Source organism: Paenibacillus sp. FSL H8-0280 (genome assembly GCF_045040665.1).
GTDB lineage: Bacteria > Bacillota > Bacilli > Paenibacillales > Paenibacillaceae > Paenibacillus > Paenibacillus xylanexedens_A.
Genome location: NZ_CP150296.1, coordinates 4,837,006 through 4,856,390, shown reverse-complemented (window position 1 = coordinate 4,856,390; position 19,385 = coordinate 4,837,006). Strand labels below are relative to the sequence as shown.

Below are 19,385 nucleotides of genomic sequence, written 5' to 3'. Positions count from 1 at the left end.
GTCAGATATGTTATACTGGGAATTAAAATCTTGTACGTGTGGTTTGGAGGATTAGACATGTCCGTTCGTTTTGTTATTGGCCGGGCAGGCAGCGGCAAAAGCTCGCTGATTACCCGGGAAATTACATCCCTGCTTCAACAAGAACCGCAAGGCACACCTTTGATTTTGCTCGTTCCCGAACAGAGTTCTTTTCGAACAGAGCAGGCATTGGTGTCTTCTGGAGCAATTAAAGGTACCATGCGTGCAGAAGTGCTCGGCTTTCGCCGTTTAGCCTATCGTGTAATGCTGGAAGCAGGTGGTTCTGCTCGTATTCCGATCGGAGCCGAAGGCAAAAAAATGCTGCTCTATAAAGTAATTCAGCGCCGTAAGGAAGAATTGAAGCTGTTTGGTGCATCCGGCAGCCAGCTGGGTTTTATAGGCGAATTAAATGACTTATATAGTGAATTTAAACGTTATGAAGTTGATCCATCATTGCTGGAAGAAGGGATGTCTGGAGGGAATACCTCATCCACTTCGCCGATTCTGGAGGACAAGTTGCATGACTTGAATCTGATATATCGTGACTATGAACAGGAATTGACCAATTTATATATTGATGATGAAGACACGTTGACCGAGCTGACAGATCGTTTGTCGGAAAGTGCATTGCTGCAGGATGCCCAAATCTGGATTGATGGTTTTCAGGGATTCACACCACAGGAGATGAGTGTGATCGGTCGGCTGATGTTGCAGTCCTCTTCCGTGACCATTGCACTGACATTGGATCGTCCTTATGATCACGGCGCACTGCCTGGAGAACTGGAACTATTTTATCCCACGGCAAGTGCCTATGCGCGTCTCAAAGGGATGGCTGACGAACTGGGTGTACCGAGCGATATAACCGTGCTAGATTCGGAGATTCCACCGAGATACAAGGATCGTCCGGGACTTGCTCATCTGGAGGCTGGTTTCGACCGGCGAATTCGTTGGAAAAGTGAAGGCCTTGATTCCGGAATCCGACTGGTTGCAGCGGAGAACCGACGAGCTGAGATGGAGGGGGCACTGCGTGAGATGCGGCGTCTGGCGCAAAACGAAGGTGCGCGTTATCGGGACATGGCGGTACTTGTTCGTCAGTTGGATACCTACGCTGATATAGCTGAACCTCTATTCAGGGATTATGGCGTACCCGTCTTTCTGGACCGCAGAAGAAATGAACTTCATCATCCATTATCCGAGTTTATCCGTTCCGCACTGGATATTGTTCGGCGCCACTGGCGTTACGAGGATGTATTTCGTTGTGTCAAAACGGATCTGCTGCTTCCGCGTGATGGTTCCATCACTCGTGAAGATATGGACCAGCTTGAGAATTATGTACTGGCTTGTGGTATTCACGGGTATCGCTGGACTGACGGCAAACCGTGGAAGTATGTACCAAGCCTGTCGCTCGAAGACAACGGTCAGGATGGCCGTAGTCGAGGACGGGACCAGATGCTTTCTTTAATGGAGAGCTGCCGAACGGTCATTACAGATTCCTTGGGTGTTTTTGAGAAACGAATGAAAAAGGCAAAGACAGCTAAAGCCCAGTGCGAGGCACTATACAGATTGCTGGAAGATGCTGAAATCCCATGGAAGCTGGATAACATGTCTGCTGAAGCTAAGGCACAAGGTGACCCCGAACGGTCGAGAGAACATCGGCAGATGTGGGGAGCTGTGCTGGATTTATTGGATCAGATGGTCGATATGATGGGGAATGAACGGCTGGATATCACGCTGTTTGCCGGGATGATTGAGACCGGATTGACGGAACTGAAGCTGGGTCTGGTACCACCAGCACTTGATCAGGTATTGGTTGGTTCTATGGACCGTACACGACTTCAGGACATCAAATACGTATTTATCCTTGGCGCGATTGATGGTGAATTACCTGCCGTACCTCAGGATGATGGCGTATTAACGGAACTGGAGAGATCGTTACTGACGGAAAGAGGCGTGGCGCTTGGACCAGGTGCAACAAGGCAGATGCTGGATGAACGTTTCCTGATCTATACGGCACTTACAGCGGCAAGCAGCCAGTTGTGGCTGAGTTACCCGGTTGCTGATGATGAGGGGAAAGCACTGCTTCCTTCCGAGATTGTCCGTCATGTACGGAAGATGTTTGGTTTACAAGAACAGCCATTGCTCGCTCAACCGCCGGTTGCGAACTCGGAAGAAGCGCATTGGTCCTATGTCACCCATCCGGGTCAGAGTCTGTCAACGCTCATTGGACAATTGCGCAAATGGCGCCACGGAGAAGACATCCCTGAAATGTGGTGGGCGGTCTACAATTGGCATGTATCTCGAGAGACAAGCAGACCTCAGCTGGAACGGTTGATGGGATCAATCTTTTATCGTAATCGGGCATTACCACTACGTACAGTTACCAGTCGCAGACTGTATGGTACAGAGGTGAGGACGAGTGTCTCGCGAATGGAGCGGTTCGTCGCTTGTCCGTTCTCCCATTTTGCTTCGCATGGGCTGCGTCTCAAAGAACGGCAATTGTACCGCCTTCAGGCTCCTGATATCGGACAGCTGTTTCATGCTGCACTAAGCCAGTTGGCTATGCGATTGCGCGAAGAAAATCGTAGTTGGGGCAGTTTGACTCCAGACCAATGTCGTCATGAAGCCGAGCAAACGGTGGAGCAGATTGCACCACAGCTGCAAGGGGAGATTTTGCTAAGCACCAAGCGATACGGTTATATTTTCCGCAAATTGAAGGACATTGTTAGCCGGGCATCGGTTATTCTTGGTGAACAGTCCAGACGTGGAAGTTTTGAACCGATTGGATTGGAGCTTGATTTTGGACCCGATAAAACACTGCCGCCACTACGTTTTGAACTGGAGAACGGCTGTGTGATGGAGATCGTGGGTCGGATTGACCGTGTGGATGTCGCAGAAGGAGAGAATGGTCTGCTCTTGCGTGTCATTGACTATAAATCAAGCCAGACGGACCTCAAGTTACATGAAGTGTACTATGGTCTGTCATTGCAAATGCTCACCTATCTGGAGGTGCTGCTTAGTGCTGCCGAAGAATGGCTTGGGGAAACGGCGATGCCGGGAGGAACGTTGTATTTCCATGTGCATAACCCGCTGTTGCAATCCGCAAACGGCATGACATCAGAGCAGGCAGGACAAGAACTGCTGAAACGGTTCAAAATGAAAGGTTTGCTACTGGCGGATCGGGACGCAATTGCTCAAATGGACAACACCCTGGATAAGGGGTATTCAGCTATTATTCCAGTTGCTCTTAAGGCGGACGGAAGCTTTTATAGCAGCGCCGCTGTAGCTACGCCAGAGCAATGGGATACGCTGCTTGCTTCAGTCCGCAGTAATATCCGTGAGATTGGTACCCGGATTACGGATGGGGATGTGGCCATTGAGCCTTATCGTATTCAGCAGGAAGTGGCGTGCACGTTCTGTCCATATAAGCCTGTTTGTCAGTTTGATGAGAATATAGAAGGAAATGAATACAACCTGTTGTCCAAACCGGGCAAACAGCAAATCTGGGATATGTTATCTCACACCAAAGGAGGGGAAACATCATGACGAATATGCCAAAACCGGAAGGAAGCTTCTGGAGTGATGACCAGTGGAGTGCGATTTCCGAAAGCGGAGAAGACATACTGGTTGCCGCAGCGGCGGGATCAGGCAAGACAGCCGTACTGGTTGAACGAATTATTCGCAAGATCGCAGATCCCTCCCAAGGATACAGTGTGGATCGTTTACTTGTAGCTACGTTTACCAAAGCGGCCGCCGCCGAGATGAAACAACGGATTCGGGAAGCGTTGGAACGTGCGCTGGAAGAACAGCCTGGAGAAGAGCATCTGCGTAAGCAGCTGTCGCTGCTTGGACGGGCATCTATTACAACGCTGCATTCATTCTGTATGGAAGTCATTCGCCGTTATTATCAGCAAATTCCGTTGAACCCGGCTTTCCGTATCCTGAATGAAAATGAAGCGGAAATCATGCGGCAGGAACTGCTTGAAGAACTATTTGAGGAAAAGTATGGCGAAGAAGATGAAGGGAGTACATTCCGCGAATTAGTGGACTGGTTCAGTGGAGAACGAAACGATGATGCGATGCATCGACTGGTGCAACGTTTGTATGATTTCTCCCGCAGTCATTCCTGGCCGGATCATTGGCTCTCAGAGATGGCGTCTGCTTTTCAGGTGGAAAGTGTAGAGGCACTTGGACATTCAGCATGGGTTCAGAGTATTTTGCGTGATGCGGCTCTTGCTTTAAGTGGTGCAGCAGGATTGCTCCGTCAAGGCATTCATATTTCCATGCAGCCTGAAGGTCCGGCACCTTATGCAGATACGTTAAAAGAAGACCTGGTGATGGTAGAAGAACTGTTGTCTGCAGCCCAGGTTATGCCATGGGAAAGGTTGCCTGAAGTGTTTCAACCCGCTACATTTGGCAAACTGAAACCCTGCAAAAAAGATCAGACGGACCCGGGTTTACAGGATCAGGTGAAGGAACTCCGTGAGGCCGCGAAAAAGGCAGTTACCGACCTGAAAGGTTCATTGTTCGGAAGAAGTGCGTTTGCGTTCTGGCAGGAGTTGGAGCAAGCGGCACCACTCATGCAGGAGTTGTCGAGGTTGGTTAGTACATTTGGAGAACGTTATCGACAGGCCAAACAGGAACGTGGGCAAGTTGACTTCAGTGATCTGGAGCATTACTGTCTTCACATTTTGCGACATGAGGATTCAACGCCTGAACAGTCGATGCCTTCCGATGCGGCTATGGAGTACCGTTCGCGATTCGATGAAGTGTTGCTTGATGAATATCAGGATACCAATACGGTTCAGGAAGATATCGTGAAACTGATCTCCAGAGAAAACCCGGGTAACCGATTCATGGTCGGTGATGTCAAACAGAGTATCTACCGTTTCCGGTTGGCTGAGCCAGGTCTGTTTATGAACAAGTATCGCCAGTATGGAGCGAGCACAAATGAGGACGGAATGGTGGAAGAACGTCTGCATCGTACTGGTCAACGTATTGATCTTGCGCGGAATTTTCGTAGTCGAGCAGAAGTCGTGCATTCGGTCAATATGATATTCCGACAACTCATGAACGAAGGTGTGGCAGAGATTGCTTACGATGAACGAGCTCAACTGGCATATGGGGCTACCTTCCCGTCAGAAACACTTGGTGATGAGGCGTATACACCTGAACTCATGCTGATCGATCGTCAGGGTGGTGGTCCTGATCTGACAGAGAGTACGGATGAGAATGGGGATGCATCGGTCTCCGCAGAACTGGAGAGTGCCGAACTTGAAACAGCCCAGTTGGAAGCGAGGGCAATCGCAAGGCGTATTCGGGAGATGGTTGGAGACACGGACAAACCTGCCCTTCATGTATATGACAAAGCCCTGCAAACGATGCGCCCGGCACGTTACGGTGACATGGTCATCTTGCTGCGTTCGACCTTGATGTGGGCTCCGCTCATGATTGAGGAATTCAGACAGCAGGGAATTCCTGCTGGAGGAGAACAGAGTAAGGGCTATTTTCAGGCTACAGAAGTGGAAATCATGATGTCTCTGCTTCAGCTTGTTGATAATCCAAGGCAGGATATTCCGCTTGCTTCCGTGCTTCGTTCCCCGATTGTTGGACTGGATGAAGAGGAACTGGCACAGATTCGGCTTGGTGACAAAAGACAGTCATTCTATGATGCGGTTATATCGGCTGCGGGAGATTGGAGCGATTCCTCCACTAATGCTGTACAACAATCCCGGCAGGATAATCATCCTGATTCCAATATGGTCCAGTTGCAGTGGCCGGAAGCCGGGGCAGAGATGGAACTGGGACAGCGGGAGACAGCAGCTTCAGTCGAGGCAGAGATCCTGGATGATGTCTATGAATCCGATGTGCATACATTGCATACAGATGGAATGCAAGATGCTGGTGTTGCGGGACATGCAAGTGAGGATTTGGGTATAACGGAGATCTCAGGCTCGGAGTTGCAGCAGAAGTTAATTCGTTTTATGCGTCAATTGCAGCAGTGGAGACTTGAGGCAAGACAAGGTAGTCTAAGTGAACTGATCTGGCGTATGTATCGGGAAACCGGTTATTTGGACTGGGTTGGTGGTCTTCCAGGAGGACTGCAACGTCAAAGTAATCTTAAGGCATTGTACGATCGCGCACGACAATATGAAGAATCAACTGCGAATCGCGGCTTGTTCCGTTTCCTGACCTATGTTTCCAGACTGCGGGAAAACGGGGGAGACCTCGGAACTGTAGCAAGTAGCTCTGGTGAGCAGGACAACGCCGTACGTATCATGACGATTCACCGGAGTAAGGGTTTGGAGTTTCCAATTGTCTTTGTCGGTGGCATATCCAAGATGTTTAATCAGCAGGACTTGAACGCACCGTTTCTAATGCATAAGGAACTGGGATTTGGTCCGAGGTTTGTGGATCGTGAGAACCGGGTTGCCTATCCTACATTAGCCAATCTGGCGATTCGTCGTCGTGCGCAATTTGAACTGCTGGCTGAAGAGATGCGTGTGCTGTATGTTGCGTTGACCCGTCCAAAAGAGAAAATGATTCTGCTAGGTACTGTAAAAGATGCCGCGAAAAAAGCGCTGGCGTGGTCTCAGGTCAAAGACAGCCCTGAACTGGCATTGCCAGATTATCTGCTTGCTGCTGGACGGAGTTACCTGGACTGGATTGGGCCATCCCTGATGAGACATCCAGATGCGGGTGTGCTGCGTGAACTTGCTGGAAGCAATGATTCGTTCTCAGCTTGTCTTGCAGATGATCAATCACGATGGGCGATCTCTATTATTTCCGCCGATCAGGTATCCCGTGACCATGTGGTAGATCTGATACTCGGAGAAGAAGACGGGATAAATGAGGTACGGAAAGAACGAATTGCTGCACTAAAAGCCGTCCAACCCGTGAAGTTGGTTACATCTTCAACGGTAGAAGAGCTGACGAAGAGTGCACAAGATACGGCTAACCAAAACATTGGAGATGAAGGTGCAGACACAGTAGCTCTTCAACAAGAGGAGACACGGCTGATCAACGAGGTTGATCAACGACTTTCATGGACGTACCCCTATGAAGCAGCAACTCAAGTAGCAGCCAGTACATCTGTCACGGAGTTGAAAACGTTACTTGCGATGCAGGATATCCAGTCCGTAGAGGTGATGGAGGAACTGGGAGAACAGTCCGAGAAATTATTGGCTCACAACAACCCAGGAATCAATTACACCAAAGATGAAGCAGGCCATGTACTACGTGGCGTATCCGATGAATCTAACGAGCGTGAGACTGGATCATGGACAGATTCAAACGGTACGGTGAACCTTCCGGATGCGGGATCTGCAGGTACGTCTTTCAAACTGCACCTGCGTCGTCCCAAATTCATGGAGGCAACGCAGCTGACAGGGGCAGAACGGGGAAACGTGTATCATACGTTGATGCAGCATCTTCCTATAGATGGATCATCTGTTGATTCACAGCTTATTGAACAGACGATTGAGCGGTTGATTAAGCTTCAGATTTTGCTGCCCCATCATGCTGCGGCTATCGAACCTGAAGAACTGGCCGGATTTTTCAATACAGAACCAGGGAAAGAATTATTGCGTGCAGCGTGGGTGAAACGGGAAATTCCGTTTGTGTATGGACTTCCGGCACATCAGTCTCCTGTGGAATGGCTACATGAACGGGCGGCGAACTCAGATATGCAGACAATAAATGAAGATAGCAAAATGCAGGCAACGATTGAAAATGAAACCGTGCTTGTACAGGGGATTATCGATTGTCTGTATGAGGTGGACGGCGAGCTTGTCTTGCTTGATTACAAGACGGATCGGGTATTGGAGCATCGTGGTGGTTTGGATGAACTTACCAAAAATTATCGCTTCCAGCTAGATCTGTATGGACGGGCTATTGAAGATATATTAGGTCGGAAAGTTGACCGGAAATGGCTGTACTTTTTTGATGGTGGACATGCAGTGAAATTGTAAAAAGATCGGAATTCAAAACCATGTATCTCACATGGGAGAGGGGTGGAACGGACGATGCGTATTTTGCATACAGGGGACTGGCATTTGGGAAAAACGCTGGAAGGACGAAGCCGACTGCGTGAACAGGAAGATTTCGTTGATGAACTCGTCAGGGTCGCTGATGAGCAGCAGGCGGATGCCATATTGATGGCCGGAGATGTGTATGATTCGGTGAATCCTCCCGCAGCGGCGGAACAACTTTTTTATGAAGCGGCAGCACGTCTGACGGAGCATGGAAGACCCCTCGTGGTGATTGCTGGAAATCATGATCAGCCAGAACGTGTAGCTTCTGTAACTCCACTTGTGAACAGACAGGGCATTACACTCGTAGGGATGCCTACTTCAGAAGCGGTAACCATCCATGCAAAGCGAACCGGAGAAATTGCACAGATTGCCGCATTACCTTATCCTTCTGAAGCCAGATTGAATGAATTGCTGACCACGGATGGGGATGAAAATGTGCTTCGTCAGGCATACAGTCACCGGGTGGGTATGTTAATGCAGCGTCTGGCAGCTTCTTTTCGCCCGGATACCGTGAACTTGGCCATGAGCCATATTTATGTGCTCGGCGGACTTGAGAGTGATTCGGAACGTCCGATTCAAATCGGTGGGGCCTACACGGTGGATCCATCATCTTTATCGACTGGTGCGCAATACACGGCGCTTGGGCATCTCCATCGTGCACAGGCTGTCAAAGGAGACGGTGTGATTCGATATAGCGGTTCTCCTCTCGCCTACAGCTTCTCGGAAGCAGGGCAGAGCAAGTCTGTCACGATGGTTGATCTGGCGCCGGGTGGAGCAGCACAGGTAGAAGAAGTTTTGTTAACGTCCGGGCGTCCGCTTGTACGTTGGCAGGCCCGTGGTGGTCTGGCAGAAGTATATCGCTGGCTGGATGAGGGACGTGATCCGCAGGCTTTTATCGACATGGAAGTGTGGCTGGACGAGGCGATGTCCCTGAAGGAGATTCAGCAGTTGCGAAAATCACATGAAGGTATCATCCATATTCGCCCGGTGTATCCCGAGATGGCTGCAGCAGGACTTTTGGAGCAACGATCCGAGCTACCTGTGCATGAACTGTTCCGTAAATTTTATCAGCGTCAGACCGGTGGTGCACAACCGGAAGACAGCCTGGTACAGCTTTTCCTGGAACTTGTGGATGAAGACGAGCCGGGTGCGCGTGAGGAGGTCGAGGAAAGATGAAGCCGATTTTATTAAAAGTTGCCGGACTGCAAAGTTATCGGGAGATGCAGGAGATTGATTTTACCGTGCTGACGGAGACGGGACTATTCGGTATTTTCGGTCCAACGGGTAGTGGTAAATCTTCTTTGCTCGATGCCATCACACTCGCCATGTACGGAAAAGTGGAACGCGCGGTGAACGGGACACAAGGCATTATGAATCATGCAGAGGATTCGTTGTCGGTTGCTTTTACATTTGAACTGATGTCGGCGGAAGGCACTCGAAGGTTCCGGGTAGAGCGACGTTTCAAACGAAATAATGAAGTTTCGGTGAGTAATACGATCAGTAAATTCATAGAGACGGTTAATGGCGAAGAACAGGTACTTGCCGACAAATTGGCAGATGTGAATCGCTGCGTTGAAGATGTGATCGGTTTGAAGATGGATGATTTTACACGGGCAGTGGTGCTTCCGCAAGGGAAGTTTGCCGAGTTTTTGTCACTCAAAGGCAGTGAACGCCGCCAGATGCTGCAACGATTGTTCCATCTGGAGAAGTATGGGGACCAGTTGGCCATCAAATTAAGTCGGCGGGTCAAGGATAATGATATGGTTCACCAATCTCTTGCTGCGGAGCAACAGGGACTGGGCAATGCCAGCAAGGAGACGCTGGAAGAAACGAAACGTCTACTTCAAACCGCTGTTCAGCAGTCTGAATTGTCCCGCAAAGCGCTGGATGAAGCTGCGAAGGAAGCTGAACAACTGGGCAAAATTCGTGAGTTAAGTAACGAACGGCAGGCTCGGACGGATGAACAGCAGAAGCTGAAAGCACTGGAACCACAGATAGAGGTAGGCGAACAACGGCTGAAACAATCCGTTGCGGCAGATGCAATACTGCCTGCATTGCAGACGGTTCGAGATGCCATGACTACAGAGAAGCAGCGGCAGGATACTGCCGAGACAGCTCATCAGCAAGCACTGGAACATGAGCGTCTGGCTGTTCAGGAAGCGGAGAAGGCTGAGACGGCACGCAAGCAAATGACTGAGGAAGAACCGAAACTTCTGCTGCGCCTGGAGCAACTCGAACAAGCAAAAGAGCTGCAACGTGAACGGGACGGACTTCAAGCCGATTGCTCGCGCCTCGCGCAGTTGCTGGAACAGGGGCAGAGCGAACAAACTACGCTGGGACAGCAGCTTGAGAAAGAAAAGGAACTGCAACAGCGCGGACGCAAACGGCGAGAGGAACTACAGGAGAGCCTCAAGCCAAATGAAGTGAAGTCAGAGGAACGCAGGCAACTTCAAGCTGCGCTAGAACTGAAACATCGTGTGGATACTGCTGCGGAGCAGTTGCAGCAAAACAAGGCTGACATGCAAGCTTATAAGCAGTCGGCAGAACAGGGAGCCGACAAGCTGAAGGCGGCGGCTGAGGAAGAAACACGCCTGAGTGATCAGCGTCAGCATCTGGTAGAACAGGCGTCAGAAGGTCTTGAGGCCTTGCTTGCCTGTGAGCAGGACATTAGCCGCGAACAGAGCCTGCTGGCTCTTGCGGAGGAACAGCTGCGTGGCACGATGCGCGAGCAGGAGCTGCACCGGCTGTCCTCCGCTTTGCGCGCCGAACTGCACGACGGCGAGCCATGCCCGGTGTGCGGCTCGCCGCATCACCCGCTCCCGGCTGCGCCGCCGGGAGAAGGTCCGCACGCAGGCGACGCGGACCTGGAACTGCTGCGCAGCCTGCACGCGGAGCTGCAGGAGCTGCGCTTTGGGCTGCGCCAGCAGCTGCACGAACGTCGCAGCCTGCTGACGCAGCTTGGCGCTGCGGCCGGCGAAGCTCCTGCCGCAGCCGAGGCCGCGCCTGCGGCAGCGGAGCCCGAGCCCGCCGGGTCGCCCGAACACGGGCGCTCCCCGGCAGGCTGGGCATCGCGTGCCGCTGCGCTGCGCGAAGCCGCGCAGGCGCTGGCTACCGCAGCAGCGCCGCTCCAAGCCGAAGCCACCGCGTTGCAGCAGGCGGCTGTGGGCGCGCAGCAGCGCCGCATGGAAGCGGCAGCTGCGCAAGAGGCCGGCCGTGCCGGGCTCGCCCAGGCGGAGCGCAAGCTGGCCGAGAGCGAGGCCGCAGCGGCTGCCTTGCAGGGCCGCTGGGCCACGGAACTGCCGGGCATCGCTCAGGAGGAGGCCAAGGCCCTCTATCAGGCGATGCAGGAGCGCGATGCGCGCGCCGAAGACATCAAGGAACGTCTGAACAAAAGCGTGACGTTCCTTGAGGAAAAAGACCAAATCATTCAATCTCTCCAGCAGAAGCTGGTGGAATTGGACAAACAACTGATTCAGTGGCAAACGGAGTGGCAGGGCAATAGCAAACAGCTGGCCGAGAAGGAAGAACGCTTGCGCCAATGGGTCGGAGAGCAGCGGGTAGAAGATCTGATTGTTGCGGCTCAGGCTCGTCTGGATGGACTGCGGAAAACAGCTTCGGACTCGGCACAACGCTTCAAAGAAGCGGATACGCTGAAGCAGGAATCAGCCAAGAAAGACGTCATGGCTCATCAGGCAGCCGCCTCGGCCACAGAACATTTGCAACAGGCACAGGAACGGTGGAAGCAATTGCTGGAACAATCCCCGTTTGACTCGGATGATGCTGTTGTGTCTGCGGCAATTCCTTCCCACGAAGCCGAGCGACTGGCAGGAGAGATCCAGCAACACCGTGAACGTGAGCGTGAACTGGCATCCCAGTTGCGTGAATTGGAACAAAAGCTGGGTGGTGCTGTCGTATCAGAGGAACAGTGGTTAGCCTGCACCGAACGTTTGCAGCAGGTCCGAATTGAGGACGAGGCTGCCCTTCGTGCTAAAGCACGTGCAGAACGTGATCTGGAGGATGTGGAGCAGCGACATGTTCGCTGGACCGAACTGGAGAACAAGCGGGTGGAGGTAAGCCGTCAAGGCGAACTGCTCAGCAAGCTGCAATCCGCGTTTAGAGGCAATGCTTTTGTCGAGTATATTGCCGAAGAACAACTGATGCAGGTTAGTCATGCGGCATCTCAGCGTCTACGCTTCCTGACCAAACAGCGTTATTCACTGGAGGTGGATTCCGGCGGTGGTTTTGTAATCTGTGATGATGCCAACGGGGGAGTCAAACGACCGGTATCAACGTTGTCAGGTGGCGAGACGTTTTTGACTTCGTTGTCACTGGCCTTGGCACTGTCGGCCCAGATTCAGCTGCGAGGTCAGTACCCACTTCAATTCTTCTTCCTGGATGAAGGATTTGGTACACTTGACCCTGAACTGTTGGATACCGTCATTACGTCTCTGGAAAAATTGCATGACGATCGATTGGCTGTTGGTGTCATCAGTCACGTGCCTGAACTGCGTGCACGCTTGCCGCGCAAACTTGTGGTGATTCCGGCAGGTGAGGCCGGAAACGGCTCACGTGTGGTCTTGGAGACTCTGTAGAGGGCAATGTGTAAGCAATATAGATCATAGAAGCGCCTCTAATAGTCCAAGCAAAATGAATATTAGAGGTTGTTCAAAAAGTCCGCTTTTGATTACGAATGGTGCCTATTAAACACGCACTATTACGGAATATTATTTTGTAAAAATATTTCTTTTCTTGCTTTTATAACTTAGCGGAGTGAGTTACATCACAGATACAGGTTCATCCCGCTGTTATACTACAGTTAAGCCGACAAACTTTATTTAAGTACCCCGGCGGACATCTGATCAGGACGTTTCCTGAATAGATGTCCGCGCAGCAGACTTCCAAGGAAGCCGCTCACGGGGTGCTTCTTTTTTTGTGTTTTTTCGTCAGTAGTGTCAATTCGCCCAGTTCTGAATACCATGAAAAGGTGATCAAGAGCAGAATCAGGGAGGCGTTGGCAAGTGGAAAAAGTGGAAGCAAAGAAAATATGTAAGGAACACATGCACCGTTATGTATGTGTACAGATGAATGACGGTATGCACTACGATGGCATTATGGAAAATGTGGATGACGAAATGATCTACCTGGCTGTACCCGTTGGACCGGAAGCCATGGTGAATCATGCGAACTGGGCTCCAAATGCAATGCCTGGAGCAAACTATCCGATAGGTCATACTCGCGGATTTTATCCAGGTTACGGCTACCCTACGCCTTATCCGTACTATGGTTATGGCCGTAGACGTTTTAACCGACTGGTGCTCCCGTTATTTGCGCTTACAGCGTTAACCCTTTTACCGTACTATTGAAATTAGAAAAAACAGGCATAACTGCAAGTGACACACTCTTATGTACCCTATGGGCATCCTATGAAAATCTTGAAAATAACAAGCTGAGGATGGGTGTTTCATTCATGGTACCGTACAGCATGAAATAGAGAGGTCTTATCACATATGTAGTCTCAGCCTGATGTATCGCAACAGTCATTGCAATACAACTGGCAACATACGAACATCCAAAAGGTCATGCCTGTGCAGAAGCGAACTTCTGTAAGGTATGACCTTTTTTTGAATCTAATTAGTGTAAGGTCGATGATGAACGGATGGCACATAACGTGTATTTAAACCTACTGAAAGCAGACCTGGCCTGAACGTCCGCAGCAGCAATCGGCGTACCGCATCCTGAGTATGCGAGAACGTGCCTATGTGCAAGCTTACGATCAAGACACCGATAAGCTTTAATTCTCTATCCCGATAAAAAGCTTCGCTTCGGGTGGAATCCATGCTGTTCTCTTGCCACGATTGGAGGAGCAAAGCATGATGTGAATGCTGACGAATCTGAGGCATCTTATTCAAGGCTTTGAAGAGCACTCAGAATTTTAAGGAATCTGATACACGTTATAACCGAATAAAGAGCCGCTATGAGCATTTTTTTGAGCTTATTTTGGGAAATAACGTGCCTGCTGTTCCTTATAATTTCAAATAAGTGCTTGAACATCAAATAAGACGTCCTGTGTTCCTTAGAAAATCGTCGACTACCCATTCGCGAGTATCAGCCAGCATGGACTTCAAAATGCCCTTAACTTAATGCAGATTTCAAATCCTCAAGTAAATCTTCAACATCCTCGATCCCAACGGAGATCCGAATCAAACCATCCGTGATCCCCAATTCTTGCCGACGTTCATAAGGAATGGAGGCATGCGTCATTCGGGCAGGTACAGAGATTAAACTTTCCACCGCGCCCAGACTTTCAGCCAATGTGAAATAACGGACTTTGCTTAACACGTCATCTACTTTTTCAGCACTGCCTACATCAAAGGAAACCATACCGCCATATCCTCTCGCTTGCATGGAAGCAAGCTTGTGCTGCGGATGGTCGGGCAGTCCGGGATAATAAACTTTATTCACTGTTGGATGCTGATTCAGAAATGTCACAAGCTGCTCTGTATTGCGCTCTTGCGCTTCCATCCGCAATCCTAATGTTTTAAGACCTCGCATTAACAGCCAGGAATCCATAGGTCCCAGAACTGCGCCAATTGCATTTTGAATAAAATGCAGATCTTCACCAAGTTGCTCGCTGTTGACAACCGCAAGTCCTGCCACGACATCACTATGACCGCCGATATATTTCGTTGCAGAATGTAATACAATATCTGCCCCCAGAGCCAGCGGGGTTTGCCAATAAGGCGTACTAAACGTGTTATCCACGATGAACAACAATTCATGTTGTTTTGACCATTTCGCTACAGCAGCAATATCGGTGACCTTGAGTAACGGATTGGTAGGTGTTTCTACATAAATGGCCTTTGTATTGGATTGCAAAGCCTCCTCCAGTGCTTGTAGTGAGGTGGTATCTACAAAGGTAGACTCGATCCCTAGACGATTCAGCACCTTGGTGAAAATGCGGTAAGTCCCGCCGTATACGTCATCCGTCAGAATGACGTGATCTCCTGTTTTTAACAGAGACAGTACAGCGTGAATTGCAGCCATGCCCGAACTAAAAGCAAAACCTCGAACGCCATCCTCCAGCTCTTTAATGACTTCTTCCAACGCATGACGGGTAGGGTTGCCTGTACGTGAATACTCGTATCCTTTGTGTACGCCAACCGATTCTTGCTCATACGTGCTTACTTGATAGATGGGTACACTCACTGCTCCAGTGTGTGGATCACCAACAATACCTGCATGAATCAGCTTGGTTTTTGGTCTCATTTCATTGTCCTCCATTATAGATATTTTGGCTTAAATACCGTTCGCTGCTATCCGGGAAAATAACGACGATGTTACTTCCGGGAGCTGCGTGAACAGCTTCGTTTAATGCGGCTTGCATAGCTGCACCTGAGGAACTTCCTACCAGTAAGCCTTCCAACAAGGCCAGATCCTTTACCCGCTCAAAGGCATCTTCATCTGAGATCGTATGAATGGCATCAAAGTAACTCACATCCATAAAAGAAGATAACGTTTCGACCCCTATTCCTTCTGTACGATGTGGTCCCGATGGACCTCCTGCGAGTATCGAACCTTCGGGTTCTACGATACATGTTTTAATTAACGGTTTTTGCTCCTTCAAAAAACGAGATACTCCCATGAAAGTTCCGCCAGACCCGGCTCCGGCGACATATACATCCACCTGCCCGTTCAGATCACGCCAAATCTCAGGACCCAGATGTTCATAATGTGCGAGTGGGTTATCTGCATTGGAGAACTGACCTGGAATATACGAACCCGGTATTTCTTTCGCCAGCGATTCCGCCTTGCGTATGGCACCAGTGATTCCTTCGGATGTGGGTGTGTTGACGACCGTAGCACCAAGGGCTTTCATCAACTGCTGCTTCTCAACACTGAACTTCTGAGGTACCGTGAAAATGACCTTTAAATTCAGGCCTACAGCCGCCATTGCAAGACCAATTCCTGTGTTGCCTGCTGTAGCTTCGATCACCGTTCCACCTGGCTTAACATCTCCTCGTGCCAAGGCCTTCTCCAATAAATACTTGCCGATTCTGTCTTTCACACTTCCTCCGGGATTCATGAATTCCAGTTTGGCGAACAGGCGGATTCCTTCCGGTAATGGATAACGAGTTAATTCAAGCAGAGGTGTATTACCTATAAGTTCCTGTACATGTTGATAAACGGTCAAATTAACCAATCTCCTTTTGTGTGTCATTAACCATACATATTTGTTTAATTGGGAAAAGTGCGTGACAAAACCATATTTCGATAAAAGAGCTTGGTATACATCCAATGTCGTATAGTGTTCGGCTCGATGATAGATGGAGAGTTACCTAGATTAACCTGGTTGTGTGTCTAGAGATTGGACGTGGGTTTTTACTTCTAGTATGATAGAAGGGAATACATACACTGGAATACAAAGGAGGGTATGAACTATGGATTGCTTATTTTGCAAAATTGTAGAGGGCAGCATTCCCTCCAATAAAGTACTGGAGAATGACCATGTTATCGTTTTTCATGACATCCAGCCCGCTGCACCGACACATGTTCTTGTCATTCCGAAGAAACATATTGCTTCCATGAATGAAGTTACTGCAGAAGATCTGCCGTTGATCGGCGAGATTCATCTGGCTGTTCAAGAAGCTGCGAAGCGTCTTGGCGTGGAGGAAACAGGATATCGATTAATCAACAATTGTGGTAAGGATGGAGAACAAACCGTTCATCATCTGCATTACCATTTGTTGGGTGGTACCAGACTTGGCGTGTTGACAAGTCTTTCCGATTCTCACAAATAAACGAGCTAATGGGTACTACTATTGAGGATTTAGTCATATGCATTAAATCCACGAATGTGTGACCAAATGCTTATATAATGAATCCATTTCATAATACCTTTGAGTTATAAAATGGATTCAAATAAGTGATCATTACATTGAGGTTGACACCTTTATTATCTTTCGCCTATAATGTAAGATGATGAACCGTGTTATTGCTCTTGGACGGTCTGGTCGGAGGGAGGGAAAACTGGTGTCTGAAACTAAAGTTCGCAAAAACGAGACTATTGATGCTGCACTTCGTCGTTTTAAACGCTCCATCGCTAAAGATGGCGTATTGGCTGAGGTGAAGAAACGTAAGCATTATGAGAAGCCAAGCGTAAAGCGCAAGAAAAAGTCCGAGGCTGCTCGTAAGAGAAAGTTTTAGGAGGATTTTAATTACATGAATCTTAGCGAACGATTGAACGAAGATATGAAGCAAGCGATGAAGAGTAAGGACAAGTTCAGACTCTCCAACATTCGGTTGATTCGTTCGACGATCAAGAATCTTGAAATAGATTTGAAAAGAGATTTGGATGACAACGAAGTGCTTGATATCCTGAGTCGTGAAATCAAACAGCGCAAAGATGCCCTCCAAGAATTTGACAAAGCGGGCCGTGAAGATCTCGCGGCAAATGCAAAAGCGGAAATTGAAGTACTCATCCAGTACCTTCCCACACAGCTTACCGAAGAAGAAATTAAAGTTATTGTACAGCAGACCATCCAGGAAACCGGTGCTTCTTCGAAAGCCGAGATGGGGAAAGTCATGGCGGCCCTTATGCCGAAAGTTAAAGGCAAAGCGGACGGCAAACTGGTAAATCAAGCAGTTCAACAATTTCTGCAATAAAGCAAATCAATAAACACCTTCTGACTTGTCAGGAGGTGTTTTTTCCATTTATCAGAAGACATGATGTCCTTGGGATGACGAAATTTCTTTTTAATGGTTAATATATATTATTATGGATTTTTATTCTTGCAATTGATCGAGTTTTCAAATATAATTTTAAGATTTTGAAACGAAATGTTGCATTGCACGTAATAAATACCATAAGCTGGACAGTATAACATTAATGGAAAAGGGGGGACTATTGTGAAGGGAAAGCGCCGGAAGAAGCTTACGGGGCCATTGATGCTCTTAATGCTGCTGACGCTGTTGCTTCCTGTCTGGATTGGATCACCGTCAGCGCATGCAGCTGAGAAGAGTGGTGCCGTATATATTATTCCGGTTGATAAACCAATCGAGCAGGGACTTGGCAAGTTCATGGAACGCGGGTTCAAGCAAGCAGAAGAGATGAATGCTGGCCTGATCGTTCTTGATATCAATACGCCGGGAGGCCGTGTCGACACTGCAGAAGCATTGGGTACCCTAATTAAGGACAGTCCGATTGAGACTGTTGCATTTGTTCGTGGAGATGCTGCTTCAGCCGGGAGTTTTCTGGCTCTGAATGCAGATAAGATCGTAATGTCACCAGGCAGTATGATTGGTGCGGCAGCAATGGTGGACAGTACGGGTAAACATGTTGATGATCCAAAGCTTGTTGCATTCTGGAAAAGCAAAATGCAGGGAGCGGCTGAAATCAGTGGTCGTGATGGCAAGATTGCAGCTGGAATGACGGATGTTAACATCGTTGTTGAAATGCCAGAGATCAATAAAACCAAGCAAAAAGGTGAAATTATTGCTCTCTCGGCTGAAGAAGCGCTGAAAGTTGGTTATGCCGACCACATCAGCAACACACCGGAAGAAGCGGCAGCTTGGCTCGGTTACAGTCAGGATGACGTATTTAAGGTAGAACGAACAACAGCGGAGAATATCTCCTCTTTTCTTACCAATCCGGTTGTTATGACTGTGTTATTGTTCCTCGGAATCGCGGGTGTGATCATTGAATTGATTGTTCCTGGTTTTGGAGTCCCTGGTATTGTAGGTATCGTGTGTTTCGTGTTGTATTTCTCGGGTAATTACATTGCGGGATTTGCCGGAGCAGAGACATGGGTGCTATTTACCGTTGGACTCATCATGATGATTCTGGAGATGTTTATTCCGAGCTTTGGTATTCTGGGGATTTTGGGATCAATTGCGCTTGTGGCCGGTGTTGTAAGGGCTGCTTATGATACGAGTGATGCATTTGTATCTCTGGGTATCGCTTTTGGAGCAGCACTGGTAGTCATTGCGATCATCTCAATTATCTTTAAGGATCGAGGGATATGGAATCGCTTCATACTGAGTGATAGCATGTCTGCGGATCGGGGTTATTCATCAGCCACAGAACGCAAAGAGCTGGTTGGTCTGCAAGGAATCAGTCTGACACCACTTCGTCCTTCTGGAACAGCGATGTTTGAAGGGGAACGAATTGACGTTGTGACCGACGGAGATTTTATTCCCATTGATACACCGATTATTGTGATTAAAGCGGAAGGTACCCGGATTGTGGTTCAGCAAGCTTTGCCGGTGTAACTCGCTCTGTTGTCGAAGCGGATCAACGCTTCGGCAATGTACATAACCACGTGCTGAAGCTGCCAGCGA

11 protein-coding genes are annotated in these 19,385 nt (G+C 49.1%); 9 read left to right on the top strand and 2 right to left on the bottom strand.

The window, feature by feature from the left end; translation table 11 throughout:
• Nucleotides 1-57: 57 nt before the first annotated feature.
• From addB to MHI12_RS21285, 5 genes are all read left to right on the top strand, one after another.
• Nucleotides 58-3,561, top strand: a complete 3,504-nt coding sequence (gene addB / locus MHI12_RS21305; RefSeq protein ID WP_405170240.1) for a helicase-exonuclease AddAB subunit AddB — start codon at nucleotides 58-60, stop codon at nucleotides 3,559-3,561.
• Complete coding sequence (gene addA, locus MHI12_RS21300) at nucleotides 3,558-7,985, top strand: helicase-exonuclease AddAB subunit AddA (RefSeq protein ID WP_405170239.1); 4,428 nt, start codon at nucleotides 3,558-3,560, stop codon at nucleotides 7,983-7,985. The genes addB and addA overlap by 4 nt, the downstream gene beginning before the upstream one ends.
• A 54-nt stretch (nucleotides 7,986-8,039) precedes the next feature.
• Nucleotides 8,040-9,224 (top strand): exonuclease SbcCD subunit D, encoded by a 1,185-nt coding sequence (locus MHI12_RS21295; RefSeq protein WP_127545229.1) that lies wholly within the window; start codon nucleotides 8,040-8,042, stop codon nucleotides 9,222-9,224.
• A complete protein-coding gene (locus tag MHI12_RS21290) occupies nucleotides 9,221-12,640 on the top strand; it encodes an SbcC/MukB-like Walker B domain-containing protein (RefSeq protein ID WP_405170238.1) in 3,420 nt (1,139 codons plus the stop codon). The genes MHI12_RS21295 and MHI12_RS21290 overlap by 4 nt, the downstream gene beginning before the upstream one ends.
• A 426-nt stretch (nucleotides 12,641-13,066) precedes the next feature.
• Nucleotides 13,067-13,411 carry a hypothetical protein gene (locus MHI12_RS21285; protein ID WP_036674796.1) on the top strand — a complete coding sequence of 115 codons (345 nt, stop codon included), beginning with the start codon at nucleotides 13,067-13,069 and terminating at the stop codon, nucleotides 13,409-13,411.
• 769 nt (nucleotides 13,412-14,180) lie between these two features.
• Here the strand turns inward: MHI12_RS21285 and MHI12_RS21280 are convergent.
• Together MHI12_RS21280 and MHI12_RS21275 are read right to left on the bottom strand one after the other, a co-directional pair.
• Nucleotides 14,181-15,314: a bifunctional cystathionine gamma-lyase/homocysteine desulfhydrase gene (locus tag MHI12_RS21280; protein ID WP_405170237.1), complete on the bottom strand. Its 1,134-nt coding sequence runs from the start codon at nucleotides 15,312-15,314 to the stop codon at nucleotides 14,181-14,183.
• Between the two features lies 1 nt (nucleotide 15,315).
• A complete protein-coding gene (locus MHI12_RS21275) occupies nucleotides 15,316-16,266 on the bottom strand; it encodes a PLP-dependent cysteine synthase family protein (protein ID WP_405170236.1) in 951 nt (316 codons plus the stop codon).
• Between the two features lie 220 nt (nucleotides 16,267-16,486).
• Between MHI12_RS21275 and MHI12_RS21270 the strand changes: the two genes are divergently transcribed.
• The 4 genes from MHI12_RS21270 (at nucleotide 16,487) to MHI12_RS21255 (ending at nucleotide 19,316) form a co-directional block, all read left to right on the top strand.
• Nucleotides 16,487-16,846, top strand: coding sequence for a histidine triad nucleotide-binding protein (locus MHI12_RS21270; RefSeq protein ID WP_405170235.1), 360 nt, complete (start codon nucleotides 16,487-16,489; stop codon nucleotides 16,844-16,846).
• 232 nt (nucleotides 16,847-17,078) lie between these two features.
• Nucleotides 17,079-17,252, top strand: a complete 174-nt coding sequence (gene rpsU / locus MHI12_RS21265; protein WP_005547957.1) for a 30S ribosomal protein S21 — start codon at nucleotides 17,079-17,081, stop codon at nucleotides 17,250-17,252.
• Between the two features lie 15 nt (nucleotides 17,253-17,267).
• Nucleotides 17,268-17,711, top strand: a complete 444-nt coding sequence (locus tag MHI12_RS21260; protein ID WP_017687237.1) for a GatB/YqeY domain-containing protein — start codon at nucleotides 17,268-17,270, stop codon at nucleotides 17,709-17,711.
• 282 nt (nucleotides 17,712-17,993) lie between these two features.
• Nucleotides 17,994-19,316 (top strand): nodulation protein NfeD, encoded by a 1,323-nt coding sequence (locus MHI12_RS21255; protein ID WP_051450046.1) that lies wholly within the window; start codon nucleotides 17,994-17,996, stop codon nucleotides 19,314-19,316.
• Nucleotides 19,317-19,385: the final 69 nt, after the last annotated feature.